This is a genomic window from Roseovarius sp. ZX-A-9 (genome assembly GCF_028369135.1).
Classification (GTDB): domain Bacteria; phylum Pseudomonadota; class Alphaproteobacteria; order Rhodobacterales; family Rhodobacteraceae; genus Roseovarius.
This window is the reverse complement of the sequence record NZ_JAPWHW010000034.1, coordinates 1-25609: the sequence shown is the minus strand read 5'-3', so window position 1 is coordinate 25609 and position 25609 is coordinate 1. Positions and strand designations below refer to the sequence as shown.

Below are 25609 nucleotides of genomic sequence, written 5' to 3'. Positions count from 1 at the left end.
GGGCGAACTCTTCTGCTTCCGGGGCCGCAAGGGCGATCTGGTCAAGATCTTGTGGCATGATGGCGTGGGCATGTCGCTGTATCTGAAGCGCCTGGAGGCGGGCAAGTTCATCTGGCCGGTGAGCCGGTCCGGCGAGGCGGTGCAGATCTCTGCGGCACAGCTGGGTTATCTTCTGGAGGGGATCGACTGGCGCAATCCACGCTGGACGCAACGCCCTGCAAAGGCTGGATAAATTGTTCCACCGGGCCTGTTTTTATTGGTGCCCCTCGAGCCCGGATGATAGACATCCGCCATGTCGAACACCGCTTCCGAACTCGCGAGATTACGCGCCGCCCTGGCCGCTGCGGAGGCCCGTGCAGAGGTTGCGGAAAGCGAGCTGGCACAGACCCGTGCCGTCGTGTCCTGTTCGGAAGCGATGATCCAGGAACTCAAGCTTGAGATTGCCAAGCTGCGCCGCGACAAATACGGCATCTCGTCGGAACGGCGCGCCCGGCTGATCGATCAGCTGGAACTGCAGCTTGAAGAACTGGAAACGGCGGCCACCGAGGATGGCCTGGCCGCAGAACAGGCGGCTGAAAAGGCCAGCAAGGTGCGTGCCTTCACGCGCCGCCACCCTGTGCGCAAACCGTTCCCCGATCACCTGCCGCGTGAGCGGGTTGTTGTCGAGGCACCTGCCGCCTGCACCTGCTGTGGTTCGGATCGGATCGTGAAGATGGGCGAGGATATCACCGAAACGCTGGAGGTGATCCCACGGCAGTGGAAGGTGATCCAGACCGTGCGCGAGAAGTTCACCTGCCGGGCTTGCGAGAAGATCAGCCAGCCACCGGCCCCGTTCCATGCGATCCCGCGCGGATGGGCCGGACCCAGCCTGATCGCTATGCTGGTCTTCGAGAAATATGGACAGCACCAGCCGTTGAACCGGCAGGCAGAGCGCTTTGCCCGTGAAGGCGTCGAGTTGAGCTTGTCGACCCTGGCGGACCTGGTCGGGCATGCCACAGTCGCGTTGCAGCCCATCCATGCCCTGATCGAAACCCATGTGCGTGCTGCCCACCGTCTGCATGGCGACGACACGACCGTGCCGCTCCTGGCGCGGGGCGGTGCAAAAAAGGCCCGTCTCTGGACCTATGTGCGCGATGACCAACCCTGGAATGGTGGCGCGCCACCGGCCGCGTTCTTCCGCTTCTCCCGCGATCGCGCGGCAACCAATCCCAATCAGCATCTCGCCGGATGGCAAGGCGTGCTGCAGGCCGACGCCTATGGCGGATACAACGATCTTTACCGCGCTGACCGCGATCCGGGGCCCGTGACCAGCGCGCTGTGCTGGTCGCATGCGCGCCGGAAGTTCTTCGAACTTGCGGATATTGCGGGCAACGTCCGCAAGGGCAAACCCGCCCATCAGATCTCGCCGACCGCGCTGGAAGCGGTGAAACGGATCGACGCCATCTTCGACATCGAGCGCGAGATCAACGGGCTGGATGCCGATGCCCGGCTTGCCGCCCGTCAGGAACTCTCCCGTCCCCTGGTCGATAATCTCCATGATTGGCTGCAGGAAGAGCGCGCGAAACTCTCCCGGCACAACAAGGTGGCCAAGGCGATCAACTACATGTTCGAGAAAGAAGGCCGTTGGCAGGCCTTCACCGCATTCCTCGATGACGGACGCATCTGCCTGACGAACAATGCGGCCGAACGCGCCCTGCGCGGCGTGGCCCTGGGTCGGAAGTCATGGCTCTTTGCCGGCTCCGAGCGCGGCGGTGAGCGGGCCGCCGCCATGTACACTCTTATCGTCACTGCCAAAATGAACAATATCGACCCGCAGGCGTGGCTGGCCGATGTCCTCTCCCGGCTGCCCGACATGCCCGTCTCGCGCGTGCCGGAACTTTTGCCCTGGAACTGGAAAGCCAGTGAGGGCGCTACTGCGGCGGCCGCGTGAACAACCGTTGAAACAGGGCCTTTGAGCGCTGTAGCCCTTCATCGGTCAGCACGACAGATTTGGACCGGTTAACCGGGTCATGGATCAAACCCTTCCGATGCAACCGATCCAGTGCCGACCAGTCCATTCCCTTCCAGGCGCGACGCTCATCATGCAGCGTCAACCAGAGAAGTCCCAGAACCGCGTCGTTTATCTTGTCCTCGTCAATCTCCATGAACAACGAGTAACACATCACAGTGCCAAAGGGACCGCGGTCTTCGCCGGAGCCTTACTTTGAAACCATCGAGGAGGCACAGGATCAGGCCACGGTATGGCTCTGGACTTACAACAATGAACGACCCAACATGGGGATCGGCGGCATAACACCCGCAATGAAACTGAAAACAGCCGCCTGAATTCTACGGCTGGACCCCATTAAAAATGGGGGGATTACCAGTCCGAAAATCGTGATGCCTTCATCGTTCTCAGCTCATCTCCCAGCCTGAGAAGTTTAACCGAAAACTCCGGTTTCAAACGGTCCGAATTTCAGGGAGCAGAGCAGCGATCTCAGCCCTCTGCGAACTTAGAAGGTCAGGCGCTTGGACAACTGCCCCAGCGTCAGATTCAGCGCGTTCAGGCGCTCAAGGAGCCGGATGTCCGTCCTGCCGTCGCCATAAACGTTGTCGCGGGTGGGAGGCCAAAGTTTGGCGGCGTGGATGGTTCTGGTGATGGCGTCGAGGGCTATCTGCGGGCAGTCGAAGGTGTTGGTATTGCGCTGCCGGTTGTTTTGGCGGGTGCCGATATTGACGCAAGGTACCGCGAAGCTGGCGGACTCGATGATGCCCGAAGAAGAATTCCCGATCATCAGATCGGAGGCACCGAGCAGGTCGAGATAGGTGTCACGCTCAAGGTGAGTCAGAACGCGGAATTCCGGCCCGGTCGGAACCTTGTCGAGGTAGGCATCAATCGCATCGCCCCCGGCATCGGAATTGGGCCGCAGGACGGCCATCGCGTAGCCTGCGGCCTGTGTCGCCTCGAACAGCAGACGCATCTGCTCGGCGGCCTGCGCGGCTTCCTGAACTACCGGGTGAAAGATACAGAGCGCCAGCGGCGCTGCGCTGTCCAGACCTAGGCTGGCGCGCAGGGCCTTGGCATCCGGCTGCGGCCGTCCGGCGACGCCTACCAGCCCCGGCGCGCCGACGACATGGACGGTTTCGGGGTCCTCGCCCATCCGGCGGATTCGTTCAGCGGCGTCCTCGGTGGCGGGAAAATGGATATGGCTCAGCTTGGTGATCGCGTGGCGAAAGCTTTCGTCTAGCGTGCCGGTGCGCTCGCCCCCATGCAGATGTGCCACATGGATGCCCAGATGCACGGCGGCCAGCGCGCCGGCCACCATCTCGCCGCGGTCCCCCAGCAGCAACACCAAGTCGGGCCGCTGCTTCTGCCAGACATTCAGGAAACCGGTCAGTTCATCGGCCAGCGCCTGGCCCATCTCGACGCCTGACTGCCCGCTCAGTTGGACAGGGATTTCAGCGACGATCGGTAGGCCGGTGGCTTGTATATCCTGAAGCGTGTTGCCGTATTTCTCGACCATATGCTGGCCGGTTGCCACGATCCCGACACTGTGGCCCGGGGCCGCGTGCAGATACGTCAGGCAGCGCGCCATAAGGCCGAAATCGGCGCGGCTTCCGCTGATGTAGTGGATGATCAAGAGAGAGGCTCCTTTCCGGGTGATGTGGCTCAGCCAGGCAGGGCGGCGATGCGCCGTGCTGGAGTTCCGGCATAGATGCCCGGTTCGGTGATGTCGCGGATGACGGTGGCTCCTGCTCCGATAACAGTCCGAGCGGTAATGCGGGCCTGATTGACGATGCGCGCACCGGCCCCGACAAAGACGCACGCGCCCAGCACGGTGTCCCCCGCCAGAATGCACCCCGGTGCCAGATGGCAGAAAACGTCGATGGCGCAGTCATGCTCTATGATAGCACCGCTGTTAACGATCACGCCCGCCCCGATCCGGGCATCGCTGTTCACCACCGCGCCTGCCAGCACCATGCTCCCCTCGCCCGGTGGTTCGGCAAAGTACCGATCAGGGTCGGCGATGAAAACGGCCATCGGTACGCCTGCCTCGATCGCTGCCTGTTGCAGCCGGGCGCGCAGGGCATTGTCGCCGATAGTGACGATCAGCCTGGCATCGCGGACCACTTGCGGGGTCGCGAATTCGACTGAACACCCGTTGACGGTCGAGCCGACAGGTTTCTGCGCATCACCAAAGCAGATATCGGTTTGCGGCAGGCGCGCCTTGATCTGGCCGGCGACGACGCGCCCATGCCCACCGGCTCCGAACAGGCATATCCTATCGGACATGGTCAGGTTCCAGAAGCTGATCAGCAGTGACAGCCTGCGATAATGCGCGCCCGACGTAGAGCTCCATCTGGTCCATCCCGATGCCGCCTCCGGGGCGCTTGCCAATCAGGTCGGTCTCTTGCAGGACATGCCCGGCTGGCAGATCGCGGCGATATACCAAGCTCTTGCGGGCAACGCTGCGGACGTTTTCCTCTGACGGGCTGGGCCGTTTCACGCCGTCGCCCAACCCTTGCTCGATCTGGCGCAGAAGGCTGACCATCTGGGTGAAATCCGCGGGCTCGATCGAGGCGGCGTGATCGGGGCCTTCCATGCCGCAATCGAGGGTGAAGTGCTTTTCCAGCACCGCCATGCCAAGCGCGCGGGCCGCCACTGCGGCATAGGGGCCGATCGTGTGATCGGAGAACCCGACGGGACAGCCGAAGGCGGCCTGCATCACTGGCAGCACCCGAAGGTTTTGATCCTCGATCCGGGCGGGATAGTTCGACACGCATTGCAGGATCACCACATCGGCGTCCGGCCCCATCAGGTCCATCGCGGCGGCGATCTCGCGCAGGCTGCCCATGCCGGTCGACAGCATGACCGGCAGGCCGGTGGCGCGCGCCTGGCGCAGCAGCGGCCAGTTCGTCAATTCGCCCGAAGGCCATTTCAGGCAGACGGGCTCCAGCGAGGCGACGTGATCGAGGCTGATCGGATCAAAGGCGGTCGACATGAAGTCGATGCCCACCTCGCGGCAATGGGCGCGCAGATCGACAAACACCTCGAACGGCAACTCCAGTGCGCGCAGCATGTCGAACTGGCTGCCAAGGCCGGTGGTCCGGTTCTGGTACTCGGCCTTGGCGGCGCTTTCCAGCACCAGGTCCTGCGTGCGGTAGGTCTGGAATTTGACTGCATCCGCGCCGGTGGCCTGTGCGGCGTCGATCATCTTGTGGGCGAGATCCGCATTGCCGTTATGATTGACGCCGATCTCGGCGATCACATAGGTGGGCGCATCCGCCGCGATGCGGCGGCCGCCGATCCGAATCTCTGGCAAGGCCTGCATGTCAAACGGTCCTCTTGTTGCGAATGAGCGTGACGACATCGCGGATACGGTCGGCGGTCTCGATGCGGTTGCGCCCGAGCGTTTCGGCGTCCGCCGTTCGGAACCCGGCATAGATCGCCTGAAGTTTCGCCAGTTCGGCGGGGAAATCCATCTCGGCCCGAAGGCTTTGCAAATCCGGCGCGCCGCGGTGCAGGGTGCGTGACAGGATCGCTGCGTCAGAGCCGAGGCGCACATGTTCGCCCAGCAAGTATTCTGGGCTTACGATGCCTTCGCCCGCGCGGGCGATCCCGCCGATGCCGAAGCGGACGCCGTGGGTGTTGAGCGCTTCGGCGGCCTCGTCCAGCAGGCCATCGGCTAATGGCTGGAACATGAAGTCTAGTTTCATGTCGAGATGCAGGTCGTTCAGCCCGATATGCAGCCGGCTGAGCGACAGGGTCTCGCAGATATGCGGCACGGCGGCCAGGGCGGCGGCGGTCTCCACCAGCGGCACCGGCTCGGCGCGGTCTGCCAGGAGGTCGAGAAACCGTGCCAGATCGTCCCTGCTGTGAAACATCGGCAGCATGACGCTGTCGGCACCGCGCGCCAGAACCTCATCCAGCTCGGCCTTGGTGCCGTCATGCAGCGGGTTAACGCGCACCAGCAGATGCCCCTCGGGCACCGCCTCGCGGATGCGGCTGATGTCCTCAACCGTCTGGCGGCTTTTCCATGTATCCAGCCCCTTCTGGCGCAGGTCCTTGCCAATATACTCCAGATCGACAAAGAGCCGCGCCACGCCGCTGTCATGGGCGAAACGCGCGATACCGGGATCGTTGACGATCATCAGGAAGGTCATGCGCTCGGGCAGGGCGGTCCGTGTCATAGCGTCGGCCCCGATGCCGGCTGGGAGGCGTGACGGATCGTTTCCGGATCGCGGTCGATGAACAGGCGGAACCAGATTTCCAGCGAGATGAGCGCGCGCAACTGGCGGGTATTGTTTTGGGTGCCTGCGATATGGGCCGTGATCATCTGCGACACGATTTCGGTATCGACTATGCCACGCGCCTCCAGCCGTCCGTCAAGCAATACCTCGCGGCAAAAGCCGGCCAGCGCCTGACGGAACCATTCGCCCACCGGCACGGTGAACATCTGCTTTTTGCGATAGGTCAGGTCGTGCCCCAGCAGCGGCTCGACCGCGCGCTTGTAGATCGCCTTGGTCTCGCCGCCGGCCAGCTTCATCGCGCCGGGCACGGTAAAGGCGAACTCGGCCATCCGGTAGTCCAGGAAGGGCGAGCGGACTTCCAGCGAATTGGCCATCGCCATGCGGTCGGGCTTGACCAGGTTGTTGCCGGGCAGCAGGGTCAGGGTTTCGCCCAGCAGGACTTGGTTGACGGGATCCTGATGCGCGCCGCGCCGGATCTCGCTGGCCAGCGGCGCATAAGGATCGGTGTCGAAAAACGCATCGCGCAGCGCGCCGGTCAGCAGGGTATCGGGTTGATCCCCCTGCAGCAGGCCAGAGGCGCGCACGAATCCGTCTTCCCAGCCCGCTTCCAGATGGTCGGTGCGCCCCCCCGGAAAGAGGTTGAGATATTTCTCGTAGCCGGCAAACAACTCATCGGCACCATCGCCGGTCAGCACCATCCTGACATCCCGCGCGGCCATTGCTGAAACCTGATCGGTCGGAATGAACGACACATCGCCATGCGGCTGGTCGCAATGCCAGATGAAGCGCGGCCACCTCTGTGTGGTTTCCATCGGCATGATCTGCATCTGATGCACTGTGCCGAACCGTTCGGCGGCCTGCCGGGCAAATCCGGACTCATCAAAGCGCGGATCGTCGAAACCGATTGAGAAGCTGCGCAGGTTCTCGGGCTTGTAGAGGCTCATGAAGCCCACGACCGAAGAACTGTCGAGCCCGCCCGACAGGAACGCCCCGAAAGCCGCGTCCGAGCGCATGCGGATGCGCGTCGCGTCATCAAGCAGCGTCAGGAGCCCGGCCTGCGCCTCGGCCTCGGTCATCTCCGGCTCGCTGTGGATATCGGCCAGATCCCAGTAGCGCCGGATCTGCAACCCGTCTTGCGCACTAAGCGTTGCCATGTGTCCGGGCGACAGGTGCCGCACGCCTTCCAGCACGGTGCGCGGTTGCGGGATGTAGTTCAGCGCCAGGTATTGCGCGATGGCCTGCATGTCGGGCGTGGGCGTCACGCCCGCAGCCAAGAGCGCCTTGATCTCGGAGGCGAACAGAACCTGCCCGTTCGCGCCCTCATGGATAAAGAGCGGCTTGACCCCCAGCCGGTCGCGGTAGAGGTGCAGCACCTCGCGGTTCCGGTCATAGACCGCGATGGCGAACATGCCGTTCAGGCGCTGCACGAAATCCGGGCCCCATTCTTCGTAGGCGCGCACCAGCACCTCGGTATCGCTGGCGGTGTCAAAGCGGTGGCCTGCGTTCTGCAATTCCTCGCGCAGTTCGATGTAGTTGTAGATCTCGCCGTTCTGCACCACCACGATCTGCCCGTCATCGGATGTCTGCGGCTGGTTGGCCGCCGTGGTGAGGTCGATGATCGACAGCCGGCAATTGCCCAATGCGCACAGCCCGCCGCTGAACAGACCCACATGGTCGGGGCCGCGATGCAGGATCGATTGGGCCATCGCGTTCAGGACCGTGTCCGAAGGCCGCGCGCCATCTGGCGTGAAGGCGCCGAAAATTCCGCACATGCCGTTATCCTTTCGTGAAATTGCGCACGCAGGCGATGATGCGTTGTTGCTGATCGTCACTTAGCGTGGTGCCCGATGGCAGGCAGAGCGATTGCAGGAACAAGCGCGACGAGACGACCTCGGTGGCCGAATGCGGCTCGAACACACAGCCCGCGCAAATGGGCTGCATGTGCATCGGCTTCCACGCCGGGCGGCTTTCGATGCCCTCATGGCGCAGTTCGCGCAGCAACTGATAGGGATGACGTGCGATCTGGTCGGGATCAAGCGAGATCACGCTCAGCCAGCGGTTGCCTTGGCTGCCCCCGGGCTCGTCCTGAAAGCTGAGGCCGGGGATGTCGCCCAGCCCGGCCTTGTAGGTCTCGAATATCTCGCGCCGTCGGGCGACACGGTCGGCCAGCAGCTCCAGCTGGCCCAGCCCGATCCCGGCCAGCACGTTCGACATCCGGTAATTATAGGCGACATGGCTGTGCTGGTAATGCTCGGCCGGGTCGCGGCCCTGGGTGGACAGCATCCGCGCCCGCTCGATCAGATCGCCCCGATCAGAGACCAGCGCGCCGCCGCCCGAGGTGGTGATGATCTTGTTGCCGTTGAACGAATAGGCCGACAGCAGACCATGCGCCCCGCTGGGCCGGTTGCCGTAGCTGGCGCCGAGGCTTTCGGCGGCATCCTCGATCACCGGCACGCCGTAGCGCTCGCTCAGCGCCAGGATCGCGCCCATATCTGCTGATTGTCCGTAAAGATGCACCACGATCAGCGCCTTGGGCAGGCACCCGGCGGCGGCGTCCTTTTCCAGCCGCCGTTCCAGTGCCGCGGGCGACATGTTCCAGCTCTTCGGTTCGCTGTCGATCAGCACCGGGCGGGCGTTCTGGTACAGCACCGGCTGCACTGTCGCGGCAAAGGTCAGGTCCGAGACATAGACTGGGTCGCCTGCGCCCACTCCCAGCACCCGCAGTGCGAGGTGCAGCGCTGCGGTCCCCGAACTCACCGCCAGCGTATGCGCACGCCCCGAGGCGCCGCGCAATGCCACCTCGAAGGCGTTGAGGTTGGGGCCGGCGGGCGCGATCCAGTTGTCGTCGAACGCCTTGCGGACATAGGCGCTTTCGCTTTGGCCCAGATGCGGCGGTGACAGAAGGATCCCCGACAACGCCTTGTTGCGTGCGATCAGCCCTGTGGGCCGGTGGTCTGCATCCACCAGCACGATGGCGCTGATCGACGGGTTTTCAATCAAGGCCGCGATCAAATCGGGGCGCGGTGTGTCCGCGGGACGATATACGGTATCCTGCGCCGGCAGGGTCGAGGCCGGGCTTTCCAGCGATGCGCCCGCCAGCAGTGCGCGCCGGATATCGCCATCAACGACCGTGCGCAGCAGCCGCCCCGTGTCATCAACCAATACACACAACTTCACCGGTGCAGCCTCGATCGTGGCCATCAGCGCCCGGATCGTGGTGTCGGGGTGCACGATATTCGTTTCGATCGTCATGGCTCAGCCTCGCTGCAGGGTGCATGATCCAAAGGTGTCATGTTGTCCGTCGGTTAGTAATTGCCTTTATAAGATTTGGGTCTGTCCCTATATGGACCGCAAAAAAAACACCAGCCGACAAGAGCAATGCGGGCAATCCCCAGAATTCCGTGGCGCGGAAAATCCAAGACAGGGTCAGACAAGCTGCTGCAGGCAGAAGGATACTGACCAGCGGTTTCGCCAGGGCAATCGTGAAAGGTTGCCTGCCGGTAAAGCGAAGCAGCCAGACGGTGAGCAGCGCCGCCCCTGCGACTTGCGAGGCGACATAGGCGGCCATGACCCCCTTCACGCCCCAGATGTTCAGCAGAATCAGACCGGCGCCCCCCATCACCGAGACCATCAGCAAAGAGGCCAGTACGAGAGCTGCAGTGCGCTCGTAGCTGACGAACGCCGTGCCATAGAGAAGGACCAGCCCCTGAAAGGGGACACCGATAAATCCCAGTGAGACGATCATTCCGAGGTCGCGAAACTGCTCGGGGGTGAAGGGGGCACCATAGAACACCAGCCGGACGACGGCTTCTGCCTGGAAGGCGGTAGAGATCGCGACTCCCAGCAGCAATATGCCGACCACGCGCAGCGCTATGCCCAGATTGTGCGCAGCAAGATCCGCTTGACCATCGCGCACATGGCCCGAGAGGCGCGGCAGCAATACCGTTACGATGGCGGTGACGATGATCGCCATCGGCAATTCCATCAGCTTGTAGGCATAGTTGAACATCGACAGCGCGCCGGGCTCGACCAATGAGGCATAGGCACGCGCCAGTGGCGGCAAGAGTGCCAGGATCGAGAAGAACCCGAAACTGCCGGCAAAACGCCGCAGCAAGCCGGTCCTGTCATACGGCACTGCGAAGTCGGGTTTTTCCAGAAACCGTCGACTGGCCATCAGTTGCACCAACAGTCGCAGCCCGGCCCCGCCCAGGACGCCGATGACGACCGCTACGACAGGCGACAGTTTGGCAAAGATCAGCAAGGACGCGATCAGGCAGGAATTGAAGATCAGCGTGCCGATGGCGCCGAAGGTAAAGCGCTCGGAACTGTTGAGAAAGGCGACGGTGACGCCCGACAAGGCGGTGATGGGCAGGGCGATTAAAGTGATGCGGAACAAGGATTCCGACGCGGCGATCAGGTCGTCCGGCCAGCCCGGCGCGACGATTCCCAGCGTCTCGCCGGAAAACAGGGCAAGAAACACCGCCAGCAGCCCGAAGACCGCCCCGATCAGCAAGCCTGCGCGCACCAACAACGCAACGGCGGCCGCACCGGGCTGGTTGCGGAAACTGGGCACCAGTGCCGCCATCAACCCGCTGCCCAGCAGAAGGCTGATCATCATGTCGGGAAATGTCAGAAAGACGATCACCACGTCGCTTTGCTGCGATGCGCCGCCGATCTGGGCGATGACGATCTCGCGCAGAAAGCCGGTTATTCTGGCCAGAAGCATGAAGCCGGCTACGAGCATGCTGGCATGCAGGAATTTCACGTCAGGCCCGCATCGTGTTGGGAACGCGGTGGCGGGCGGTGCCTTCGCCCTCGTGATCTGAAAATGTGCTCATTAAAAAAGGGAAATCCATTTCTGTGGAAACGTCCGGAGAAGTTGTGATTAGGGCTGCGGGGAGCCTCGGCCCGGAAAATCCACGGGCCGGTGGGGTTTTCAGCATATCCTATCATAACTTGTAACGGTGATACCTTATCGCGAACAAATTAGCTTACGGCAATCCCGAACCCCTTGATCGTCCGGGCGAACCGGCAGTCGATCGCCAATCACTGCAGCGTAAAGGTAACGGTACCCCCATTTCCAAACTTGTTGCCTCCCTTCGCCTTGCGCGCCTGTGGTCATTAGGGCAAACGTGAACGCGATAAATCAGGCTGGGGCCGCGGAGGGGACATTAAATGCTGAAACATCTCGTACTGATCGCAGGGTTGGCCGGATTGGCAGGGTGCGGTGTCGCCTATATTTCCCCCAAGGTAACCGAAGCAGATGGCCAGGTACGTGTTCTTCCACTGACCGCCGACAGTGTCCGCGTCGCAAACGGCTCTTCCTACCAGCCCAAGGAATTGCCCAACGTTTTCTTTGCCAATGCCGGCGGTGGCAGGGGGCTGCGCGGGGCAGGGGCGACACCGCCCGCATCGCTTGATCGTCAGAACCGGCCTGCAGCCCTGGCCATGAACCTGCCCCCCAACGTCAACCCGGGCCCCTACGAGATTGGTGTCGGCGACGTGCTGCTGCTGGCGACCAAGACGCCCGGCAACACCATCGAGGAACTGAGCGGCCTGCTGGCGGCGCAGAACAGCCGCCAAGGATATACCGTGCAGGATGACGGTGCGATCGCAATTCCCGATGTGGGACGTGTGCAGATCGCGGGTCTCACGCTCGAAGAAGCCGAGGCGCAGCTCTTTCAGAGCCTCGTGGAAAACCAGATCGACCCGACATTCAGCCTCGAGATCGCCGAGTTCAACTCCAAGCGCGTGTCGTTGGGGGGGGCGGTCGCCAACCCGACGGTGGCGCCAGTGACGTTGACGCCGCTTACGCTTGACGCGGCGCTGGCTGCGGCGGGCGGGATCAACACGAAGGACCTCGATTTCGCCTCCATCCGGCTTTACCGCGACGGCACGCTCTACCAGATCCCGCTGAACGAATATCTGCGCCGCCCGGCCGTGCAGAAGACCCGGCTGATCGATGGCGACAGCGTTTTTGTCGATACCGAATACGAGTTGGACAAGGCACAGGCCTATTTCGAAGAGCAGATCACATTGGCGCAGTTCCGCCAAACCGCCCGTGTGCAGGCGCTCAACGAGCTCAACGCCGAAGTCAACCTGCGCCGTGCAGCGTTGCAGGAAACGCGCGACAATTTTCGTTCGCAGATCGAGTTTGACGCGGTGGACCGCGATTACGTCTACCTGACCGGCGAAGTTATCAAGCCCAGCCGCTTTCCGCTGCCCTTCGGGCGTACGGCGACAATGGCAGACGCCTTGTTCGAAAATGAAGGCTTCAGGACCGAGAAAGCGAATCCCAGCCAGATTTATGTGCTGCGCGACTCGCCAGAGCCGGGCAATCCGGACCTGGTCACCGCATGGCATCTTAATGGGTCCGATGCCAGCAACATGATCCTCGCCACCAAGATGCAGTTGCGTCCCAATGACGTGATCTTTATCGCCGAGCAGCCGATCACTCGCTGGAACCGTGTACTGCAACAGTTTGTGCCGTCGATCCTGACCACCGGTAGCGCGCTCGCGGTGCAGTAGGCGACAGCGCCAGACACCATATCAAGAACTAGAAGGCCGGGCAGGATTGCCCGGCCTTCTGCGTTTCAAGTCGGGCCGTTGAGGTCAGGCTGATGCGGCAGGGTGACTGAGGAAGGTGCGAACCAGAAGGGGGATTCCCCTCTGACGAATAATGCAAGCGTCAGAGGGTCGGCGTGACCAAGGGCCTGCGATGGCCGCATTCCGGCCGCCGGGATCGGCAACCGTACTTTCCGTGATGGGAATGAGCACCCGGTTTAGCGCAGTGACTGGATAACGATATACCCGTTCAAAGGGCTGACCCACTGGCGGGATTGTACGATACGTCCGCCGGGGCTGACCTGATAGCTGTTCTGGAACGTGGTATCGCGGAACTCATCCTTGTCGGCGATGCAGGATTCCAGCATCCGGGTGGTCGATGTGTGCACCTCGCCCAAAGCGACCTGCCCGCTGCCATCCGGTTTGACCTGGCAATAGGGATCGAGCGCGACGGTGATGTTCTCGCCGTCGAGATAGCGGTTGACCCGATACGCCTCGCCCACCTTCCGGGCGCGGATGATCGCAGAGACTGCGTCCACATCCGACGACAGCAGATCGTTGCCGAGGCCCCTTGTGGCGGTGACGATACCGGCCTTCAGGGTAATGCTGCGCCGGTCGGAGCTACCGAAGGTGACATAGGGTCCGTTGCGTTCGATTTCCTGCATCACGGTCACGGCGTCGCGCGACGGGATCGCCAAGAGGATCACCTGCCCGGACGTGTTGGCAAGGATGCTGGCGGCTTGCTGGGCAAGCGCGTTCGGATCGGGTGTTTTCACACCCTCCCTTTTGAAGATGGCGGCAAGCGCGCCTTTGGCCATGTCGGTTGTTGACAGGTCGTTATTCTGCCTGTTGCTGCAGGCTGCAAGGCTCAGGCAGGCAAGTGCAACGAGGCCGATGGTGCTGCTGCGCAGGGTGGATTTCGGGCTCATCTCCAGAATTTCCCCCAGGTCTTGGCCATTGTTGGGCGGTGGGTGTCCTTGACCTTGTCGTAGAGGCGCCCATCGACTTCAAGCCGTGCGCCGCCGTCACGCGACAGAGATTTCAGCACAGTCTCGGATTTCTGCAGCGTCGGTGAGCCGGTTCCCCATGAGAACGGGATCACGATCCGGATGCCCTTGTCGAAGGAGCCTTCGCCGAAAGTGGCCGAACTGACATCGGTCTTGGTTGCGTAGGCGCCGATGCTCCAGCCATTGGCGAAAACCCGGTCGAGCGACACGGTGGCCCCCCAGTCGCCAGCCAGATAGCGCCCGGCATCCACCTGCGTGTGGAACCCGTAGCCAATATCGTAATAGGCCGAGACATGCCCGTTCCATTCCGGGATCACGCCGGTGTTGGTGGCGCGGGTGCGTATGCCGAATTGCTGGTCATAGTCGCGTGGCAGGACATAGTTGACCTCGGCACCCAGAGCCAGACGGCTGTCGACCGGTTTCCACAACAGTTCGGCCGATGCGCCGGCATACATGCGCTCCAGATAGCCAACCGTCAGGCGGCTATAGAAATTCTTGGCGGGGCGTCCGTATTTGGCGACAGTAAGATAGTCGATCATCGGTTCATCGGACTGGTTGTAGAAGGCCACATTCGAGCGCACCCGCGCCAACCCCGAGGGGCCCGGCAGCGAGATGTTGTCAAGATTACCGATAACTTTCTGCGAGACCGAGCCGGAGGCAACCCAGCCCGGCGCGAAATGGTATTCACCCTTGGCGCGGATGCCGGCGGCGTAACGCACCGGGTTTTCCGGGTCGAAAACCGAAAAGCGCAGGTAAGGGGCGATATCGTATTCAAACCGCGGGAAGGCATCATCCATCGGTGTGATGCCCTGATTGGTCTCTGCCCCGTCCTGAAATGTGCTGGCCGCCAGAATTTCGGTGGCAGGGGCGTTTTCAAGCCTCTCCAGATCAGAGCGTGACATGGTGACAGAGCTGGTGGGCTGGCCTTCGATCATCTGGGTGATGGTGAACGTCTCGACCGAGGCTGGCAGGGTTCGGGTGAGCGCCCGAGCCGTGCGGCCCACGGCCTGCGCGCGCATGTCGTAACGGGTGTTGCGGATCTGCACATGAGCGCGGCGCGGCTCCAGCGCGATCGCGTGCAGGATAATCCCCTCGCGCGCCAAAAGTTGGGAAAGGCTGGCCTTTACGTTCGTCGTGCGCGTCGTGTCCGTGGACCATCCCAGATCGGCGGCCCCTTTGGGACGCGGTGCAACGGGCAGGGGGGCGCCCTCGGCCCCGCCTTTGACCGCTGGTTCGCGCGTGTTCAGCGAAAGTGACAGGTTGACGCCAAACTCGCTGCCATAGAGCGAATAGGCCCCAAACCGTAACGCTTCGCTGACCTTGTAGGTCGCACCGAAATTCCACGGTGACTTGCGGTCCAGAACGCTTCTCGAAACCTCGCGGTCATAGCCATCCGAGGAGTATTCAGCCGAGAAAGTCAGCTTGTCAGTGGCGTGCCACGAGACCCCGCCAAAGGCCGCGACATCGCCCCGGAACCATTGGTTATAGGTCGGAACACCGCCGGTCCCGAGCCGTGTTGTTGGCCGTGTGCCGGTGCTGCCAAAGCTGCCGTAGCTGCCCAGCCTACCCCAACCGATCCCCCCGGAGAAGCGCAGCTTGTCATCGAGTAGCGATTTCGTGGCAACGATGTATTCGGCCCCGTAAACCCCCGTGCCGATGAAATCGCGCATGCCGATGCTGAGCGCGGGAAGGTAAGTAGATTCGTGAAAGAGGCGGTAATTTATGTCAAAGCTGCGGTCATGCAACGTGGTAAAGTTGGGGCTGCCGGCTACCGACAGGATACCGCTCACCGCCGAATAGCGGAAGCTTGCGCTCAACCGGGGCAGCACCTGGAAGCTGAGCGTGGTGCGGGTGGTGATGTCAGAGCCCGAGCCATAGGCCGAAATCGTCGTGGTGAGTTGCCCTTCCGGGGCCATCTCGGCCGTCGGCATGTCGATCAGGTTTCCGGGGGTGCCAAACATGTTGGTACGGCCAGTCACCAGATCACTGGCAGGGGCCAAGATCGGCGCACTGAAAATCATGGCGGTTGCTGTAACTACACCGACAAGATGTTTGCCTATCACCTCAGACCCTCATGTACTGCGACATTTTTTCAGACCATAGACAAACACGCGCCAAAACCCCAGATCGTTTCGACATGATGCTCAACGGTTTTGCTGCCATACGGTGCATGATCATCACAGTGCGGTTCGGGATGCCGGTTTTGGGCGGCGTTCGGGGGTTTCATGCAGCGGCCGGCGTGCCTGTCGAGACACTTTCTGGAGGCATTCCAAACTGACCGGGGCGATGCGAACAGGCACTCCGGCGTTTGCGGAAAAACGGCACGGGTCTCCCTGTGCCGCTTCAGACTTTGATCGGTTCATTTTACCCGGCGATCAGGCCCATCTGTTCGAGTTTCAGAATGACCTGATGAGCGCAGTTGTCGACGTCGACCTTCTCCGTCTCCACGCGCAATTCAGGGCTCTCCGGAACATCGTAAGGGTCCGAAATACCGGTGAATTCCTTGATCTTGCCCTCGCGCGCCAGCTTGTAGAGACCCTTGCGGTCGCGGCGCTCGCATTCCTCTAACGACGTGGCCACATGCACTTCGACAAAGGCGCCAAAGGCCTCGACGTCTTCACGCACTGCGCGGCGCGTGGTGGCATAGGGTGCGATCGGTGCGCAGATGGCGATGCCGCCGTTCTTGGTGATCTCGGACGCGACATAGCCGATGCGGCGGATGTTCAGATCGCGGTGCTCCTTGGAAAAGCCGAGTTCCGAGCTGAGGTTCTTCCGGACGATATCACCATCCAAGAGCGTCACCGGGCGTCCACCCATCTCCATCAGCTTGACCATCAGCGCGTTGGCGATGGTGGATTTGCCCGACCCGGACAAGCCCGTGAAAAAGACGGTGAAACCTTGGCGCGCCCGTGGAGGCCGGGTCTTGCGCAGTTCCTGCACGACCTCGGGGAAGGAGAACCATTCAGGGATCTCCAGCCCTTCCTGCAGACGGCGGCGCAGTTCGGTTCCGGAAATATTGAGGATCGTGACATCGTCCTTGTCGGCGATCTCGTCCATCGGCTCGTATTGGGCGCGCTCCTGCACATAGACCATATGTTTGAAATCGATCATCTCGACGCCGATCTCGTCCTGATGGGCGCGGAACAGATCCTGCGCATCATAAGGCCCGTAGAAATCTTCTCCGGCAGAGTTCTTGCCCGGTCCGGCGTGATCGCGGCCAACGATGAAATGCGTGCAGCCGTGGTTGGCGCGGATCAGACCGTGCCAGACCGCCTCGCGCGGGCCAGCCATGCGCATCGCAAGGTTCAGCAGGCTCATCGCGGTGGTCGATCCGGGGTATTTATCCAGCACCGCCTCGTAGCAGCGCACGCGGGTGAAGTGATCGACATCGCCGGGTTTGGTCATGCCGACGACCGGATGGATCAACAGGTTGGCCTGCGCCTCCTTGGCGGCGCGGAAGGTCAGTTCCTGATGCGCGCGGTGCAGCGGGTTGCGGGTCTGGAAGGCCACCACCTTGCGCCAGCCCAGCTTGCGGAAAAATGCGCGCAGTTCGTTGGGCGTGTCGCGACGGGCGCGGAAATCGTAATGCACCGGCTGCTGGATGCCGGTCACCGGCCCGCCGAGATAGACCTTGCCGGCCGTGTTGTGCAGGTAGTTCACCGCCGGGTGCGCCTGATCGTCGGCGCCAAAGACCTTCTCGGCCTCGTGCGATTTATCTGGGGTCCAGCGGTCTGTGACCGTCATGGTGCCCAAGATCACGCCTTCCTGGTCGCGCAGGGCGATGTCCTGGCCCAGTTCAATGCTGGCTGCAAAATCTTCGCTCACGTCGAGTGTGATAGGCATCGGCCAAAGTGTGCCGTCGCTGAGGCGCATGTTCTCAACGACGCCGTTGTAATCGGCCTCGGTCAGGAACCCCTTGAGCGGATTGAACCCGCCATTCATCAAAAGCTCCAGGTCGCAGATCTGGCGCGGCGTGAGGTCGTGGCTGACCAGATCGGTCGCTTCGGCCTTAAGCTTTTGCGCGGAATCGTAGCTGACGTAGAGTTCGGGTATCGGGGAAAGGTTGCTCGCCATCGACATTGGATTACTTTCACTTGAAATTACAGGGCCTGAACGGGTTGCCCCGGCTTTAGCCCCTGATTGTGTCAACTTTCAAGGCAAACGCGAAAATTTGGGCCAGATGAGGATATTTTGCCGCCCAAGCCGCCCATCCAATGGCGCTTTTCCGATTTCCGGCGCCAGACCTTGATGCTGTTCCTGTGGTTTGCCTGTCCGGCGCCATGCGCGCAACGCTTCGCAAGTCGTGTTCCGTTCCCGGAACTTGCCCTGTGGGCCCGCCATGGCGGCGTGCGGTCTGCCTCGATCTGTTGACCTTGATTGGTCCGGCCGAAATTCCCGGATTTTTCCGCGCAAATACAATGAGCTGGGGGGCAATGATTTCGGCGAAGTGCGAAAAACACCAAACATGCGGGCAATTATTTTTGAAATTCCGGGAACCTTTTCACGCCACCCGCATCCAATTCAGCAGACACGCCAGAGATGGCCTGTCCCTGATATTCGTGAAAGGAACTCAATATGACCCGTTTTTTCGCCGCCCTCGCGGCATTGTCGCTGACCGCCACACCGGTGCTTGCTCATGGCCCGGTTGACGCGGTTGCGAGCAACCCGCCTGATGCGCCCTATCAAAAAGTCAGTGATCTGGTGCCACTGCCAAGCTTCCTGCCCGGTATGGGGGAACTGTTTGTCGATCCTGCGACTCTGCCTGCCGGCCCGTTCGTTGCCTATGACCATGATGACCGGGTCGTCAGCACGACATACATGATCCCGATTTCGCAGATGAACGCGGACACGAACTTTGACAATCTCGCGGTGCCCGGTGGAACCGTCGATCATACGGATATCTACTACAACGCGGGCCACCCCGGCGTTGCAGAGCCGCACATCCATATCGTCCTCTGGCATGTGCCGGTTGCAGACGAAGCCAGCGTGGCCGAATAAGATGCGACGCAGGACGTTTCTCTGGGGAGGTGGCAGCCTGATGGCTGCCACCACGCTATCGCCCAGTATAGTGATGGCCGACACTGTGATCGAGATCACCATGACAGGGCGGCCCGATGGCTCGAAAGTCTGGTTTGATCCTCTGGGCGTGCTGATCCAGCCCGGGCAGACGATCCGATGGACGAACAATGACAAGGGCAATGCCCACACGGCCACGGCCTATGCGCCGGACGATTATGACCATCCGCGCCGTATCCCCGAAGGTGCCGTGGCGTTCGACAGTGACTACCTGCTGCCGGGTGAGAGCCAAGAAGTGACTTTGGAGGTGCCGGGCGTGTATGATTACTACTGCATCCCGCATGAACTGTCCGGCATGGTCGGGCGTATCATTGTTGCCGAGCCGGGCCAGACCGGCTTTACGGACTATCCCGAGGGCGATCTGCCTGCGGCGGTTTTGGGTGGGTTTCCGTCGATTTCGGAGATTCTGGAGCATGGCAGCATTCGGGTGGATGGCTGAGATGAGATCTGAACCGGTTCCGATCCGAAACTCGTATGAGGGGTTGAGCGAGGCCGAACTGGTCACGCTGGCGCGTGACGGCGACAATGACGCCGTCCATGCGCTGGTGCGCTGCAATAATCAGCAACTCTTTCGGATCGCGCGCGGTATCCTGCGCAATGACGCCGAAGCAGAGGATGCGGTGCAGGCGGCCTATGTGAAGGCGTTCACCAATCTGGACGGATTTCGCGGCGAGGCGGCGTTCTCGACCTGGCTGAGCCGGATTGCCATGAACGAGGCCTATGGGCGATTGCGCCGCCACCGGCAGGTTGTCGATCTGGCCAAATACCGCGAAGGGCCGCGCGCGCCCCTAGATGGAGAAATATCGCACCCGATGGCACCTCATCCGAGCAACCCCGAAGCCGAGCTTGCGCGCGCCGAAGTGCGAAAGCTGCTGGAAAAAGCAATCGACGCGCTGCCGGAACCCTTTCGGCTGACATACCTGATGCGCGATGTGCAGGAGATGACATCGCGCGAGGTGGCGACCCTTTTGGGAATCAACGTCGTCACGGTCAAGACCCGCCTGTTTCGGGCGCGCCGTTTGCTGCGGGCGGAATTGAGCAGGAATGTTGCCGGCGAATTCTCGGCCATATTTCCGTTCGATGGTGCGCGCTGCGCGAGTATGGCCAGCCGGGTGATTCAAGAACTGTCACTGCAGCGCGATGAATGAGATCGCGGCGGCGCATCGGTGCGGTTCAGGCTGACCTACGGCGTGCGGGCCATTCAGGTCACTTATATCGGCCTGCTGCCTGATCTTTCTTTGCCGAGGATGGGGGCGTAATCGCAATGGGGAGGATGTAGGGGCAGGGCGGGCAATTCACGCCCGCCGGGTAAATCCACTGACGGTTTTCGCCGGGCCGTGACGCTTCAGGTGTTGAACAGGAAGTGCAACACATCGCCATCCTTGACGATATATGTCTTGCCTTCCGAGCGCATCTTGCCGGCTTCCTTGGCGCCCTGCTCGCCGCCCAGGGAGATGAAGTCGTCATAGGCGATTGTCTCGGCGCGGATGAAGCCCTTTTCAAAGTCGCCGTGGATCACGCCCGCGGCCTTGGGCGCCGTCGTGCCGGCCTTGATTGTCCAGGCGCGTGCCTCCTTGGGGCCGACTGTAAAGTAGGTTTCAAGATGCAACAGCTCGTAACCTGCGCGAATGAGCCGGTCCAGCCCGGCCTCGTGCAAGCCCATCTCTTCCAGGAACATCTGCGCCTCTTCCTGATCGAGCTGGCTGATTTCTTCTTCGATCTGGGCGCTGATGACCACATGGGAGTTGCCTTGGGCGGCCGCCATCTCGGCCACCTTGGCGGAGAAATCATTGCCCTTGGCAGCATCGGCCTCACCGACGTTGCAGACATAGAGCACGGGCTTGGATGTCAGCAGTTGCAGCAGCTTCCAGGCGCGCGCATCTTCGTCGTCAATCTCGACCGTGCGGGCGGGATTGCCCTCCTCCAGCGCCGCCAGCGCCGCGCGCAACAAACGCTCTTGCTGCACCGCTTCCTTGTCGCCGCCGCGCACCTTGCGCACGATGTTCTGCAGGCGCTTCTCGATGCTTTCTATATCGGCTAGCATCAGCTCGGTCTCGATGGTTTCGGCGTCGGCCACCGGATCGACGCGCCCCTCGACGTGGGTTACATCGCCGTCCTCGAAACAGCGCAGCACATGGGCGATGGCATCGACTTCGCGGATGTTGGCCAGGAACTGATTGCCGAGGCCCTCGCCCTTGCTGGCGCCTTTCACCAGCCCGGCGATGTCGACAAAGGTCATGCGGGTCGGGACGGTCTGCTTGGATTTGGCAATCTCGACCAGCTTGTCCAGCCGGGCATCGGGCACAGCTACGTCACCCACGTTCGGCTCGATCGTGCAGAAGGGAAAGTTGGCCGCCTGCGCGGCAGCCGTGCGCGTCAGCGCGTTGAAGAGGGTCGATTTACCGACGTTCGGCAGACCCACGATTCCCATTTTAAAGCCCATGACGCACCTCTTGTGACAGCAGCGCTGCTTCTATGGGCTGGTGCGGGCGGGCGCAAGGCCGAAGGAAGATCTCCCGCGTGTCGTTGTGGGTCAGTCATAGGGGCAACGCGACCGACGCAAATGCGCATTTGTGACCGCCGCCATCAGCGCCGGAAATTCGCCAAAGAGGAAAATCACGCACGCGCCATTGATTTTCGCGCCGCAAAGCCGCAAAGGAAGGGCAGCACGCAAGAGGGGATGCCAATGTCCAGGATCGACGCCAAATTCGCAGAGCTCAAAGCCGCCGGGAAGAAGGCTTTCGTGGCCTATGTCATGGCAGGCGATCCCGATTACGACACGTCGCTGGAGGTGGTCAAAGGACTGCCCGCTGCAGGCGTGGACATCATCGAGCTGGGCGTGCCCTTTACCGATCCGATGGCTGACGGGCCAACCATCCAGTTGGCCGGTCAGCGCGCACTGCGTGCCGGCATGACCCTGCAACGGACGCTCGATATGGCGACCGAATTCCGCAAGGATGACGACACGACGCCGATCGTGCTGATGGGCTACTACAATCCGATCTTCAATCGCGGCGTGGACAAGTTTTTGACCGATGCCAAGGCAGCGGGCATTGACGGGCTGATCGTGGTCGACCTGCCGCCTGAAGAGGATGAAGAACTGTGCATCCCCGCCCAGGCTGCCGGTCTGAACTTCATCAGGCTTGCCACCCCCACCACGGATGACAAGCGTCTGCCGAAGGTGCTGCAGAACACGTCGGGCTTTGTCTATTACGTGTCGATCACCGGAATCACCGGTGCGGCGGCGGCAGAGGCCACCGATGTGGGCCCCGAAGTCGCGCGGATCAAATCGCAGACCGATCTGCCGGTCATCGTCGGCTTCGGCATCCGCACGCCTGAAACCTCGCGGGCTATCGCCAGCGTCGCGGATGGTGCGGTGGTCGGTTCGGCCATCGTGTCCCGGATCGCTGATGGTGACAGCCCCGCCGACGTCCTGCGCTTCGTCAAGGGATTGGCGGACGGCGCGCATTCGGCCTGACCTGCCGGTGCCCGCGATCACGGTATCCACGCCGATCGGGCCGATGACAGTTGTCAGCGATGCCGGGTGTATCACCGCGATTGACTGGCGCCAGACCCATGCCAATGACAGCACGCCAGAGTTGGAAGAGGCGCGCCGCCAGCTGACCGCCTATTTTGAAGGATCATTGACCGAGTTTGATCTGCCGCTGCGCATCGACGCTTCGGCGTTTCAGCGCGACGTCTGTGATCAGATCGCGGCCATTCCCCACGGCGAGACACGGACCTACGGCCAGATCGCCAAGGCGCTGGGCGCGCCGGCGCAGGCGGTGGGCAGTGGCTGTGGCGGAAATCCCATCCCGGTGATCATCCCATGCCACCGTGTTCTGGGGGCTACCGGGCTTGGCGGGTTCTCGGCCAAGGGCGGGGTCGAGACCAAGGTCTGGCTGCTGCGCCACGAAGGGGCTGCCGGGCTGCTGATCTGAAGCCTATTGCACATCTGCACAGGCAGATGCTCGCAGCGCGATCAGGCCTGCCGCGCCGGAATCAACTGCTGCATGATCCCCGCAAGGAGCAGATAGATCGAGGTCAGCACCAGCCCCCAATGCGCCCAACTCTCGGGGTGGAAATCCACCCAAGCGGCCCAGCCGGCAAAGAAGGTCCAGGCCAAACACATTGGCAGCGATACTGTCCTCCAGCGTTCAGTCCGTACCGGATGCACGAATTTCAGCGGCAGGAACATCCCCACCGCGAGCAAAGATACCAGGCCCAGGCTGACCCAGAAACTCGGCTCGGTTGCGAACAGGACCAGCACCACCATGTTCCAACAGCCCGGAAAACCGGAGAAGGAATTGTCCTTGGTCTTCATCCCGCGGTCGCAGAAATACATCGCGCTGGCAAAGGTGATGATGATGATCGCCACCCAGCCCGGCCAACCCGGCAGCAGGTCGGATTTGAACAAGGCAAAGGCAGGGATGAACGTGTAGGTGATGTAGTCGATGATCATATCGAGCAGATTGCCGTCAAAGCGCGGGGCATTCTTGTTCACATCGTATTTGCGAGCCAGCGGACCATCGACGCCATCAACCGCAAATGCCACGACAAGCCAGAGGAACATCAGGCTCCATTTCTCATCCGCGGCGGCCAGCATGGCCAACATTGCAAAGACGGCCCCGGTTGCTGTCAGCAGGTGCACGCACAGGGCTTTGAGTTCTTTTGTCATGGCCGCTTCATGGCGTATATGTGAGTTCTGTGCAATCAAAGCCTCTTCAATGATGTGCTCGTTTGCGGCAGTTTTTGACCACCGGATTTTCATGACGCGGCGCGCGCGCTTTGTGCCGTGCCAGGGTCATGCCTTGGGATGCGCGCGCTGGTACACTTCCATCAGCTGTGCGGTGTCGACGCCCGTGTAGGCCTGCGTGGTCGACAATGACGCATGACCCAGCAGCTCTTGGATCGCGCGCAGATCGCCGCCTGCGTTCAACAGATGAGTGGCAAAGCTGTGCCGCATGGCGTGCGGCGTGGCAGTGGCGGGCAGGCCAAGTTGCATGCGCGCCTGCGCCATAACCTTCTGCACGATGCGCGGGGCCAGTTTGCCACCCCGCGCGCCCCGAAAGATCGGTGATTCCGGCTCAAGCGGATAAGGGCAAAGGCGGATATAGGCTGCGACAGCCGCGCGTGCGGCGGGCAGAACCGGAACGATGCGTTCCTTGTCGCCCTTGCCAGCAATCCGCAGCACTTCGCCCAGGGGCGTGTCCGCCCCGGTCAGCGACAGCGCCTCGGAGATTCGCAGCCCGCAGCCGTAGAGCAGGGTAATGACAGCCTGATCGCGAGCGCTGATCCACGGCGTCTGCGATTGTAGGTCGACAGTGTCGATGACGGCGCGCGCGGCGCCTTCGCTCAGCGGGCGGGGTAGCTTGCGCTGGAAACGCGGCGACCGGGTGGCCAGTACGGCAGTCGGCTCGAATCCCTCGCGTTCGCTCAGCCAGCGGTAGAAGGATTTCACCGCCGACAATTTGCGCGCCAGGCTGCGCGGGCCGACATCGTCGCTGCGGGTATGGGCCATCCAGGCCCGCATGTCAGAAACGCCGATCTGCGCCAGCGGGCGCAAGCCCTGCGCTTCGCCCTTGTGGAGTGTCATGAAGGTCAGGAAATCGGTGACATCACGCGAATAGGCCGAGATGGTGTTCTCTGCGGCCCCCTTCAGGGCGCGTTCCGCCGCCAGCCAGCTTTGCAATGCATCGCGGGCAGCTGGCGAGATCATGCCAGCCAGCGGCGCATGCTGCGTTCGAAAATACCCGCAAAAAAGGTCAGCAGATCGGTTCCCTGCTGCGGGCTGAACTGGTGCGGGTCTTCGGCCCCCATCACCAGCATGCCGGGCAGACGGCCTTCGCCAAAATCCAGCCGCAGACATGCTTCGGAGCGGATATAGCCGGCATCGTCACCATATAGACGATTGTCGTTGTCATGGACCTGACGCAATGTCACCTGCCGCTGCGGTCCGCCGCGCCCGCCGGTCAGGTAGCGGTCGATGAAGCCCGGTTCGGCCACGCTGAGCACATCGCCCAGCCGTTTGACCGCCGGATCATCGTCGTTCTGCACCGATTCCAGCACCAGCCGAATCGCGTCGACGCGCAGGATATGGGCCACTTCACCGCCCAGATCGCGCAGGAACGTCTCGAACTCGGTCGGGTCGAGCATCCGCAATATCGCACGGTGCACCTGATTGGTGCCGGCCAGATTGTCATAGGCTGCTGCAATCACGCTGCGATGCGTGTCTTCAAGTCGGTCAAGCCGTGCCTCAAGCCGGTCCATGGCGATGCCGCGCAGATCGACGATATTGCCACCCATCGCGCGTTCGTTCGCGGCAATGAGGGCGCGCATAAGATCTTGATCCTCCAGAATAACATCTGGCTGGGCGATGATCCGCTCGCGCAGGGTGTCGTCGATCTTGGTATTGCTGCTCATACTCGTCTCGTTTCTTGGTTTTGCGGTGGTATAGCATGGCGTTGCGGGGAAATCTTCATCTGATTTTGGGATGTAGTGAATTTTGCTGCAGCAAAGGAGCGGCTGCAGATTTTCATCCCCACGGCGTGGGTTCGTCGCTCACTACTTGGCCGAACCGATTCTCCCGATGCCAACGCAAATTTTCCGGATGTGGGGCGTTGCGAGGGTCAGACGGCGCCAAAAGCAGACCATCAGAGAGTGTCCGATCTTCTTCTGTGGTTGCCGTCCTTGATGCAAGAAGCTTCTGACTCTTTGAACATGTGATCGAG

General features: G+C 61.8%; 23 protein-coding genes and 1 pseudogene. 9 read left to right on the top strand and 15 right to left on the bottom strand.

Annotation, left to right across the window (positions count from 1 at the left end):
• Positions 1 to 232: IS66 family insertion sequence element accessory protein TnpB (gene tnpB / locus O3306_RS21045; protein WP_272011127.1), on the top strand; the 232-nt coding region annotated here is incomplete at its 5' end.
• 60 nt (positions 233 to 292) lie between these two features.
• Complete coding sequence (tnpC, locus tag O3306_RS21040) at positions 293 to 1930, top strand: IS66 family transposase (RefSeq protein WP_272011125.1); 1638 nt, start codon at positions 293 to 295, stop codon at positions 1928 to 1930.
• Here the strand turns inward: tnpC and O3306_RS21035 are convergent.
• Complete coding sequence (locus tag O3306_RS21035; protein ID WP_272011123.1) at positions 1911 to 2144, bottom strand: DUF6429 family protein; 234 nt, start codon at positions 2142 to 2144, stop codon at positions 1911 to 1913. The two genes, tnpC and O3306_RS21035, sit on opposite strands and share 20 nt — an antisense overlap.
• Positions 2145 to 2202: 58 nt before the next feature.
• Here O3306_RS21035 and O3306_RS21030 point away from each other — a divergent pair.
• Positions 2203 to 2325 (top strand): annotated as a pseudogene (locus tag O3306_RS21030) (IS3 family transposase); the annotation flags it as partial.
• 167 nt (positions 2326 to 2492) lie between these two features.
• Here the strand turns inward: O3306_RS21030 and neuC are convergent.
• From neuC to murJ, 7 genes are read right to left on the bottom strand one after another with little or no spacing between them, the layout of a single operon-like run.
• Positions 2493 to 3620 (bottom strand): UDP-N-acetylglucosamine 2-epimerase, encoded by a 1128-nt coding sequence (gene neuC, locus O3306_RS21025; RefSeq protein WP_272011120.1) that lies wholly within the window; start codon positions 3618 to 3620, stop codon positions 2493 to 2495.
• Between the two features lie 29 nt (positions 3621 to 3649).
• On the bottom strand, positions 3650 to 4273 hold the full coding sequence (locus O3306_RS21020) for a NeuD/PglB/VioB family sugar acetyltransferase (protein ID WP_272011117.1): 624 nt from the start codon (positions 4271 to 4273) through the stop codon (positions 3650 to 3652).
• A complete protein-coding gene (locus O3306_RS21015; protein ID WP_272011115.1) occupies positions 4263 to 5312 on the bottom strand; it encodes an N-acetylneuraminate synthase family protein in 1050 nt (349 codons plus the stop codon). Before O3306_RS21015 ends, O3306_RS21020 begins: the two co-directional genes overlap by 11 nt.
• A gap of 1 nt (position 5313) precedes the next feature.
• Entirely contained in the window at positions 5314 to 6171 is an 858-nt protein-coding gene (locus O3306_RS21010) for an aldolase/citrate lyase family protein (RefSeq protein ID WP_272011113.1), read from the bottom strand.
• Positions 6168 to 8003 carry an asparagine synthase (glutamine-hydrolyzing) gene (gene asnB, locus O3306_RS21005; RefSeq protein ID WP_272011111.1) on the bottom strand — a complete coding sequence of 612 codons (1836 nt, stop codon included), beginning with the start codon at positions 8001 to 8003 and terminating at the stop codon, positions 6168 to 6170. Before asnB ends, O3306_RS21010 begins: the two co-directional genes overlap by 4 nt.
• Positions 8004 to 8007: 4 nt before the next feature.
• Positions 8008 to 9483, bottom strand: a complete 1476-nt coding sequence (locus O3306_RS21000; protein WP_272011108.1) for a DegT/DnrJ/EryC1/StrS family aminotransferase — start codon at positions 9481 to 9483, stop codon at positions 8008 to 8010.
• A gap of 37 nt (positions 9484 to 9520) precedes the next feature.
• Positions 9521 to 10975, bottom strand: a complete 1455-nt coding sequence (murJ, locus tag O3306_RS20995; RefSeq protein ID WP_272011105.1) for a murein biosynthesis integral membrane protein MurJ — start codon at positions 10973 to 10975, stop codon at positions 9521 to 9523.
• A 431-nt stretch (positions 10976 to 11406) separates the two neighbouring features.
• Here murJ and O3306_RS20990 point away from each other — a divergent pair, with 431 nt between their 5' ends.
• Positions 11407 to 12759, top strand: coding sequence for a polysaccharide biosynthesis/export family protein (locus tag O3306_RS20990; RefSeq protein ID WP_272011103.1), 1353 nt, complete (start codon positions 11407 to 11409; stop codon positions 12757 to 12759).
• Between the two features lie 254 nt (positions 12760 to 13013).
• Here the strand turns inward: O3306_RS20990 and O3306_RS20985 are convergent, their stop codons facing one another.
• The 3 genes from O3306_RS20985 to O3306_RS20975 form a co-directional block, all read right to left on the bottom strand.
• Positions 13014 to 13724: a YjbF family lipoprotein gene (locus O3306_RS20985; RefSeq protein ID WP_272011100.1), complete on the bottom strand. Its 711-nt coding sequence runs from the start codon at positions 13722 to 13724 to the stop codon at positions 13014 to 13016.
• Entirely contained in the window at positions 13721 to 15823 is a 2103-nt protein-coding gene (locus O3306_RS20980; RefSeq protein WP_272011098.1) for a YjbH domain-containing protein, read from the bottom strand. Before O3306_RS20980 ends, O3306_RS20985 begins: the two co-directional genes overlap by 4 nt.
• 343 nt (positions 15824 to 16166) lie before the next feature.
• A complete protein-coding gene (locus O3306_RS20975) occupies positions 16167 to 17882 on the bottom strand; it encodes a bifunctional sulfate adenylyltransferase/adenylylsulfate kinase (protein ID WP_272011095.1) in 1716 nt (571 codons plus the stop codon).
• A 495-nt stretch (positions 17883 to 18377) separates the two neighbouring features.
• Between O3306_RS20975 and O3306_RS20970 the strand changes: the two genes are divergently transcribed.
• Genes O3306_RS20970 through O3306_RS20960 form a run of 3 tightly spaced genes read left to right on the top strand, consistent with a single transcriptional unit; the run spans position 18378 to position 20026 of the window.
• Positions 18378 to 18800 carry a hypothetical protein gene (locus tag O3306_RS20970; protein WP_272011093.1) on the top strand — a complete coding sequence of 141 codons (423 nt, stop codon included), beginning with the start codon at positions 18378 to 18380 and terminating at the stop codon, positions 18798 to 18800.
• A gap of 40 nt (positions 18801 to 18840) precedes the next feature.
• Positions 18841 to 19317: a plastocyanin/azurin family copper-binding protein gene (locus O3306_RS20965; RefSeq protein WP_272011091.1), complete on the top strand. Its 477-nt coding sequence runs from the start codon at positions 18841 to 18843 to the stop codon at positions 19315 to 19317.
• Between the two features lies 1 nt (position 19318).
• Positions 19319 to 20026, top strand: a complete 708-nt coding sequence (locus O3306_RS20960) for an RNA polymerase sigma factor (RefSeq protein WP_272011089.1) — start codon at positions 19319 to 19321, stop codon at positions 20024 to 20026.
• Between the two features lie 197 nt (positions 20027 to 20223).
• Here O3306_RS20960 and ychF read toward each other — a convergent pair whose 3' ends face one another.
• Positions 20224 to 21321, bottom strand: coding sequence for a redox-regulated ATPase YchF (gene ychF / locus O3306_RS20955; RefSeq protein WP_272011086.1), 1098 nt, complete (start codon positions 21319 to 21321; stop codon positions 20224 to 20226).
• Between the two features lie 243 nt (positions 21322 to 21564).
• Between ychF and trpA the strand changes: the two genes are divergently transcribed.
• Both trpA and O3306_RS20945 read left to right on the top strand, forming a co-directional pair.
• On the top strand, positions 21565 to 22356 hold the full coding sequence (gene trpA / locus O3306_RS20950) for a tryptophan synthase subunit alpha (protein ID WP_272011083.1): 792 nt from the start codon (positions 21565 to 21567) through the stop codon (positions 22354 to 22356).
• Between the two features lie 7 nt (positions 22357 to 22363).
• Positions 22364 to 22819: a methylated-DNA--[protein]-cysteine S-methyltransferase gene (locus tag O3306_RS20945; protein WP_272011080.1), complete on the top strand. Its 456-nt coding sequence runs from the start codon at positions 22364 to 22366 to the stop codon at positions 22817 to 22819.
• Between the two features lie 41 nt (positions 22820 to 22860).
• Here the strand turns inward: O3306_RS20945 and O3306_RS20940 are convergent, their stop codons facing one another.
• From O3306_RS20940 to O3306_RS20930, 3 genes are all read right to left on the bottom strand, one after another.
• On the bottom strand, positions 22861 to 23556 hold the full coding sequence (locus O3306_RS20940) for a CDP-alcohol phosphatidyltransferase family protein (RefSeq protein WP_272011077.1): 696 nt from the start codon (positions 23554 to 23556) through the stop codon (positions 22861 to 22863).
• 126 nt (positions 23557 to 23682) lie between these two features.
• Positions 23683 to 24597, bottom strand: a complete 915-nt coding sequence (locus O3306_RS20935) for a tyrosine recombinase XerC (RefSeq protein ID WP_272011075.1) — start codon at positions 24595 to 24597, stop codon at positions 23683 to 23685.
• On the bottom strand, positions 24594 to 25301 hold the full coding sequence (locus O3306_RS20930; RefSeq protein ID WP_272011073.1) for a DUF484 family protein: 708 nt from the start codon (positions 25299 to 25301) through the stop codon (positions 24594 to 24596). The genes O3306_RS20935 and O3306_RS20930 overlap by 4 nt, the downstream gene beginning before the upstream one ends.
• Between the last annotated feature and the right edge of the window lie 308 nt (positions 25302 to 25609).

Excerpts from the sequence above, each read along its gene's own strand:
- O3306_RS20965 (WP_272011091.1), top strand. The coding sequence starts at position 18,841 with ATGGCTGCCACCACGCTATCGCCCAGTATAGTGATGGCCGACACTGTG.
- O3306_RS20930 (WP_272011073.1), bottom strand. The coding sequence starts at position 25,301 with ATGAGCAGCAATACCAAGATCGACGACACCCTGCGCGAGCGGATCATC.
- O3306_RS20980 (WP_272011098.1), bottom strand. The coding sequence starts at position 15,823 with ATGATTTTCAGTGCGCCGATCTTGGCCCCTGCCAGTGATCTGGTGACT.
- O3306_RS21020 (WP_272011117.1), bottom strand. The coding sequence starts at position 4,273 with ATGTCCGATAGGATATGCCTGTTCGGAGCCGGTGGGCATGGGCGCGTC.
- O3306_RS20970 (WP_272011093.1), top strand. The coding sequence starts at position 18,378 with ATGACCCGTTTTTTCGCCGCCCTCGCGGCATTGTCGCTGACCGCCACA.
- O3306_RS21010 (WP_272011113.1), bottom strand. The coding sequence starts at position 6,171 with ATGACACGGACCGCCCTGCCCGAGCGCATGACCTTCCTGATGATCGTC.
- tnpC (WP_272011125.1), top strand. The coding sequence starts at position 293 with ATGTCGAACACCGCTTCCGAACTCGCGAGATTACGCGCCGCCCTGGCC.
- O3306_RS20990 (WP_272011103.1), top strand. The coding sequence starts at position 11,407 with ATGCTGAAACATCTCGTACTGATCGCAGGGTTGGCCGGATTGGCAGGG.
- O3306_RS20940 (WP_272011077.1), bottom strand. The coding sequence starts at position 23,556 with ATGACAAAAGAACTCAAAGCCCTGTGCGTGCACCTGCTGACAGCAACC.
- ychF (WP_272011086.1), bottom strand. The coding sequence starts at position 21,321 with ATGGGCTTTAAAATGGGAATCGTGGGTCTGCCGAACGTCGGTAAATCG.
- O3306_RS21000 (WP_272011108.1), bottom strand. The coding sequence starts at position 9,483 with ATGACGATCGAAACGAATATCGTGCACCCCGACACCACGATCCGGGCG.
- trpA (WP_272011083.1), top strand. The coding sequence starts at position 21,565 with ATGTCCAGGATCGACGCCAAATTCGCAGAGCTCAAAGCCGCCGGGAAG.
- murJ (WP_272011105.1), bottom strand. The coding sequence starts at position 10,975 with ATGCTCGTAGCCGGCTTCATGCTTCTGGCCAGAATAACCGGCTTTCTG.
- O3306_RS20985 (WP_272011100.1), bottom strand. The coding sequence starts at position 13,724 with ATGAGCCCGAAATCCACCCTGCGCAGCAGCACCATCGGCCTCGTTGCA.
- asnB (WP_272011111.1), bottom strand. The coding sequence starts at position 8,003 with ATGTGCGGAATTTTCGGCGCCTTCACGCCAGATGGCGCGCGGCCTTCG.
- O3306_RS21035 (WP_272011123.1), bottom strand. The coding sequence starts at position 2,144 with ATGGAGATTGACGAGGACAAGATAAACGACGCGGTTCTGGGACTTCTC.
- O3306_RS21015 (WP_272011115.1), bottom strand. The coding sequence starts at position 5,312 with ATGCAGGCCTTGCCAGAGATTCGGATCGGCGGCCGCCGCATCGCGGCG.
- O3306_RS20975 (WP_272011095.1), bottom strand. The coding sequence starts at position 17,882 with ATGTCGATGGCGAGCAACCTTTCCCCGATACCCGAACTCTACGTCAGC.
- O3306_RS20960 (WP_272011089.1), top strand. The coding sequence starts at position 19,319 with ATGAGATCTGAACCGGTTCCGATCCGAAACTCGTATGAGGGGTTGAGC.
- O3306_RS20935 (WP_272011075.1), bottom strand. The coding sequence starts at position 24,597 with ATGATCTCGCCAGCTGCCCGCGATGCATTGCAAAGCTGGCTGGCGGCG.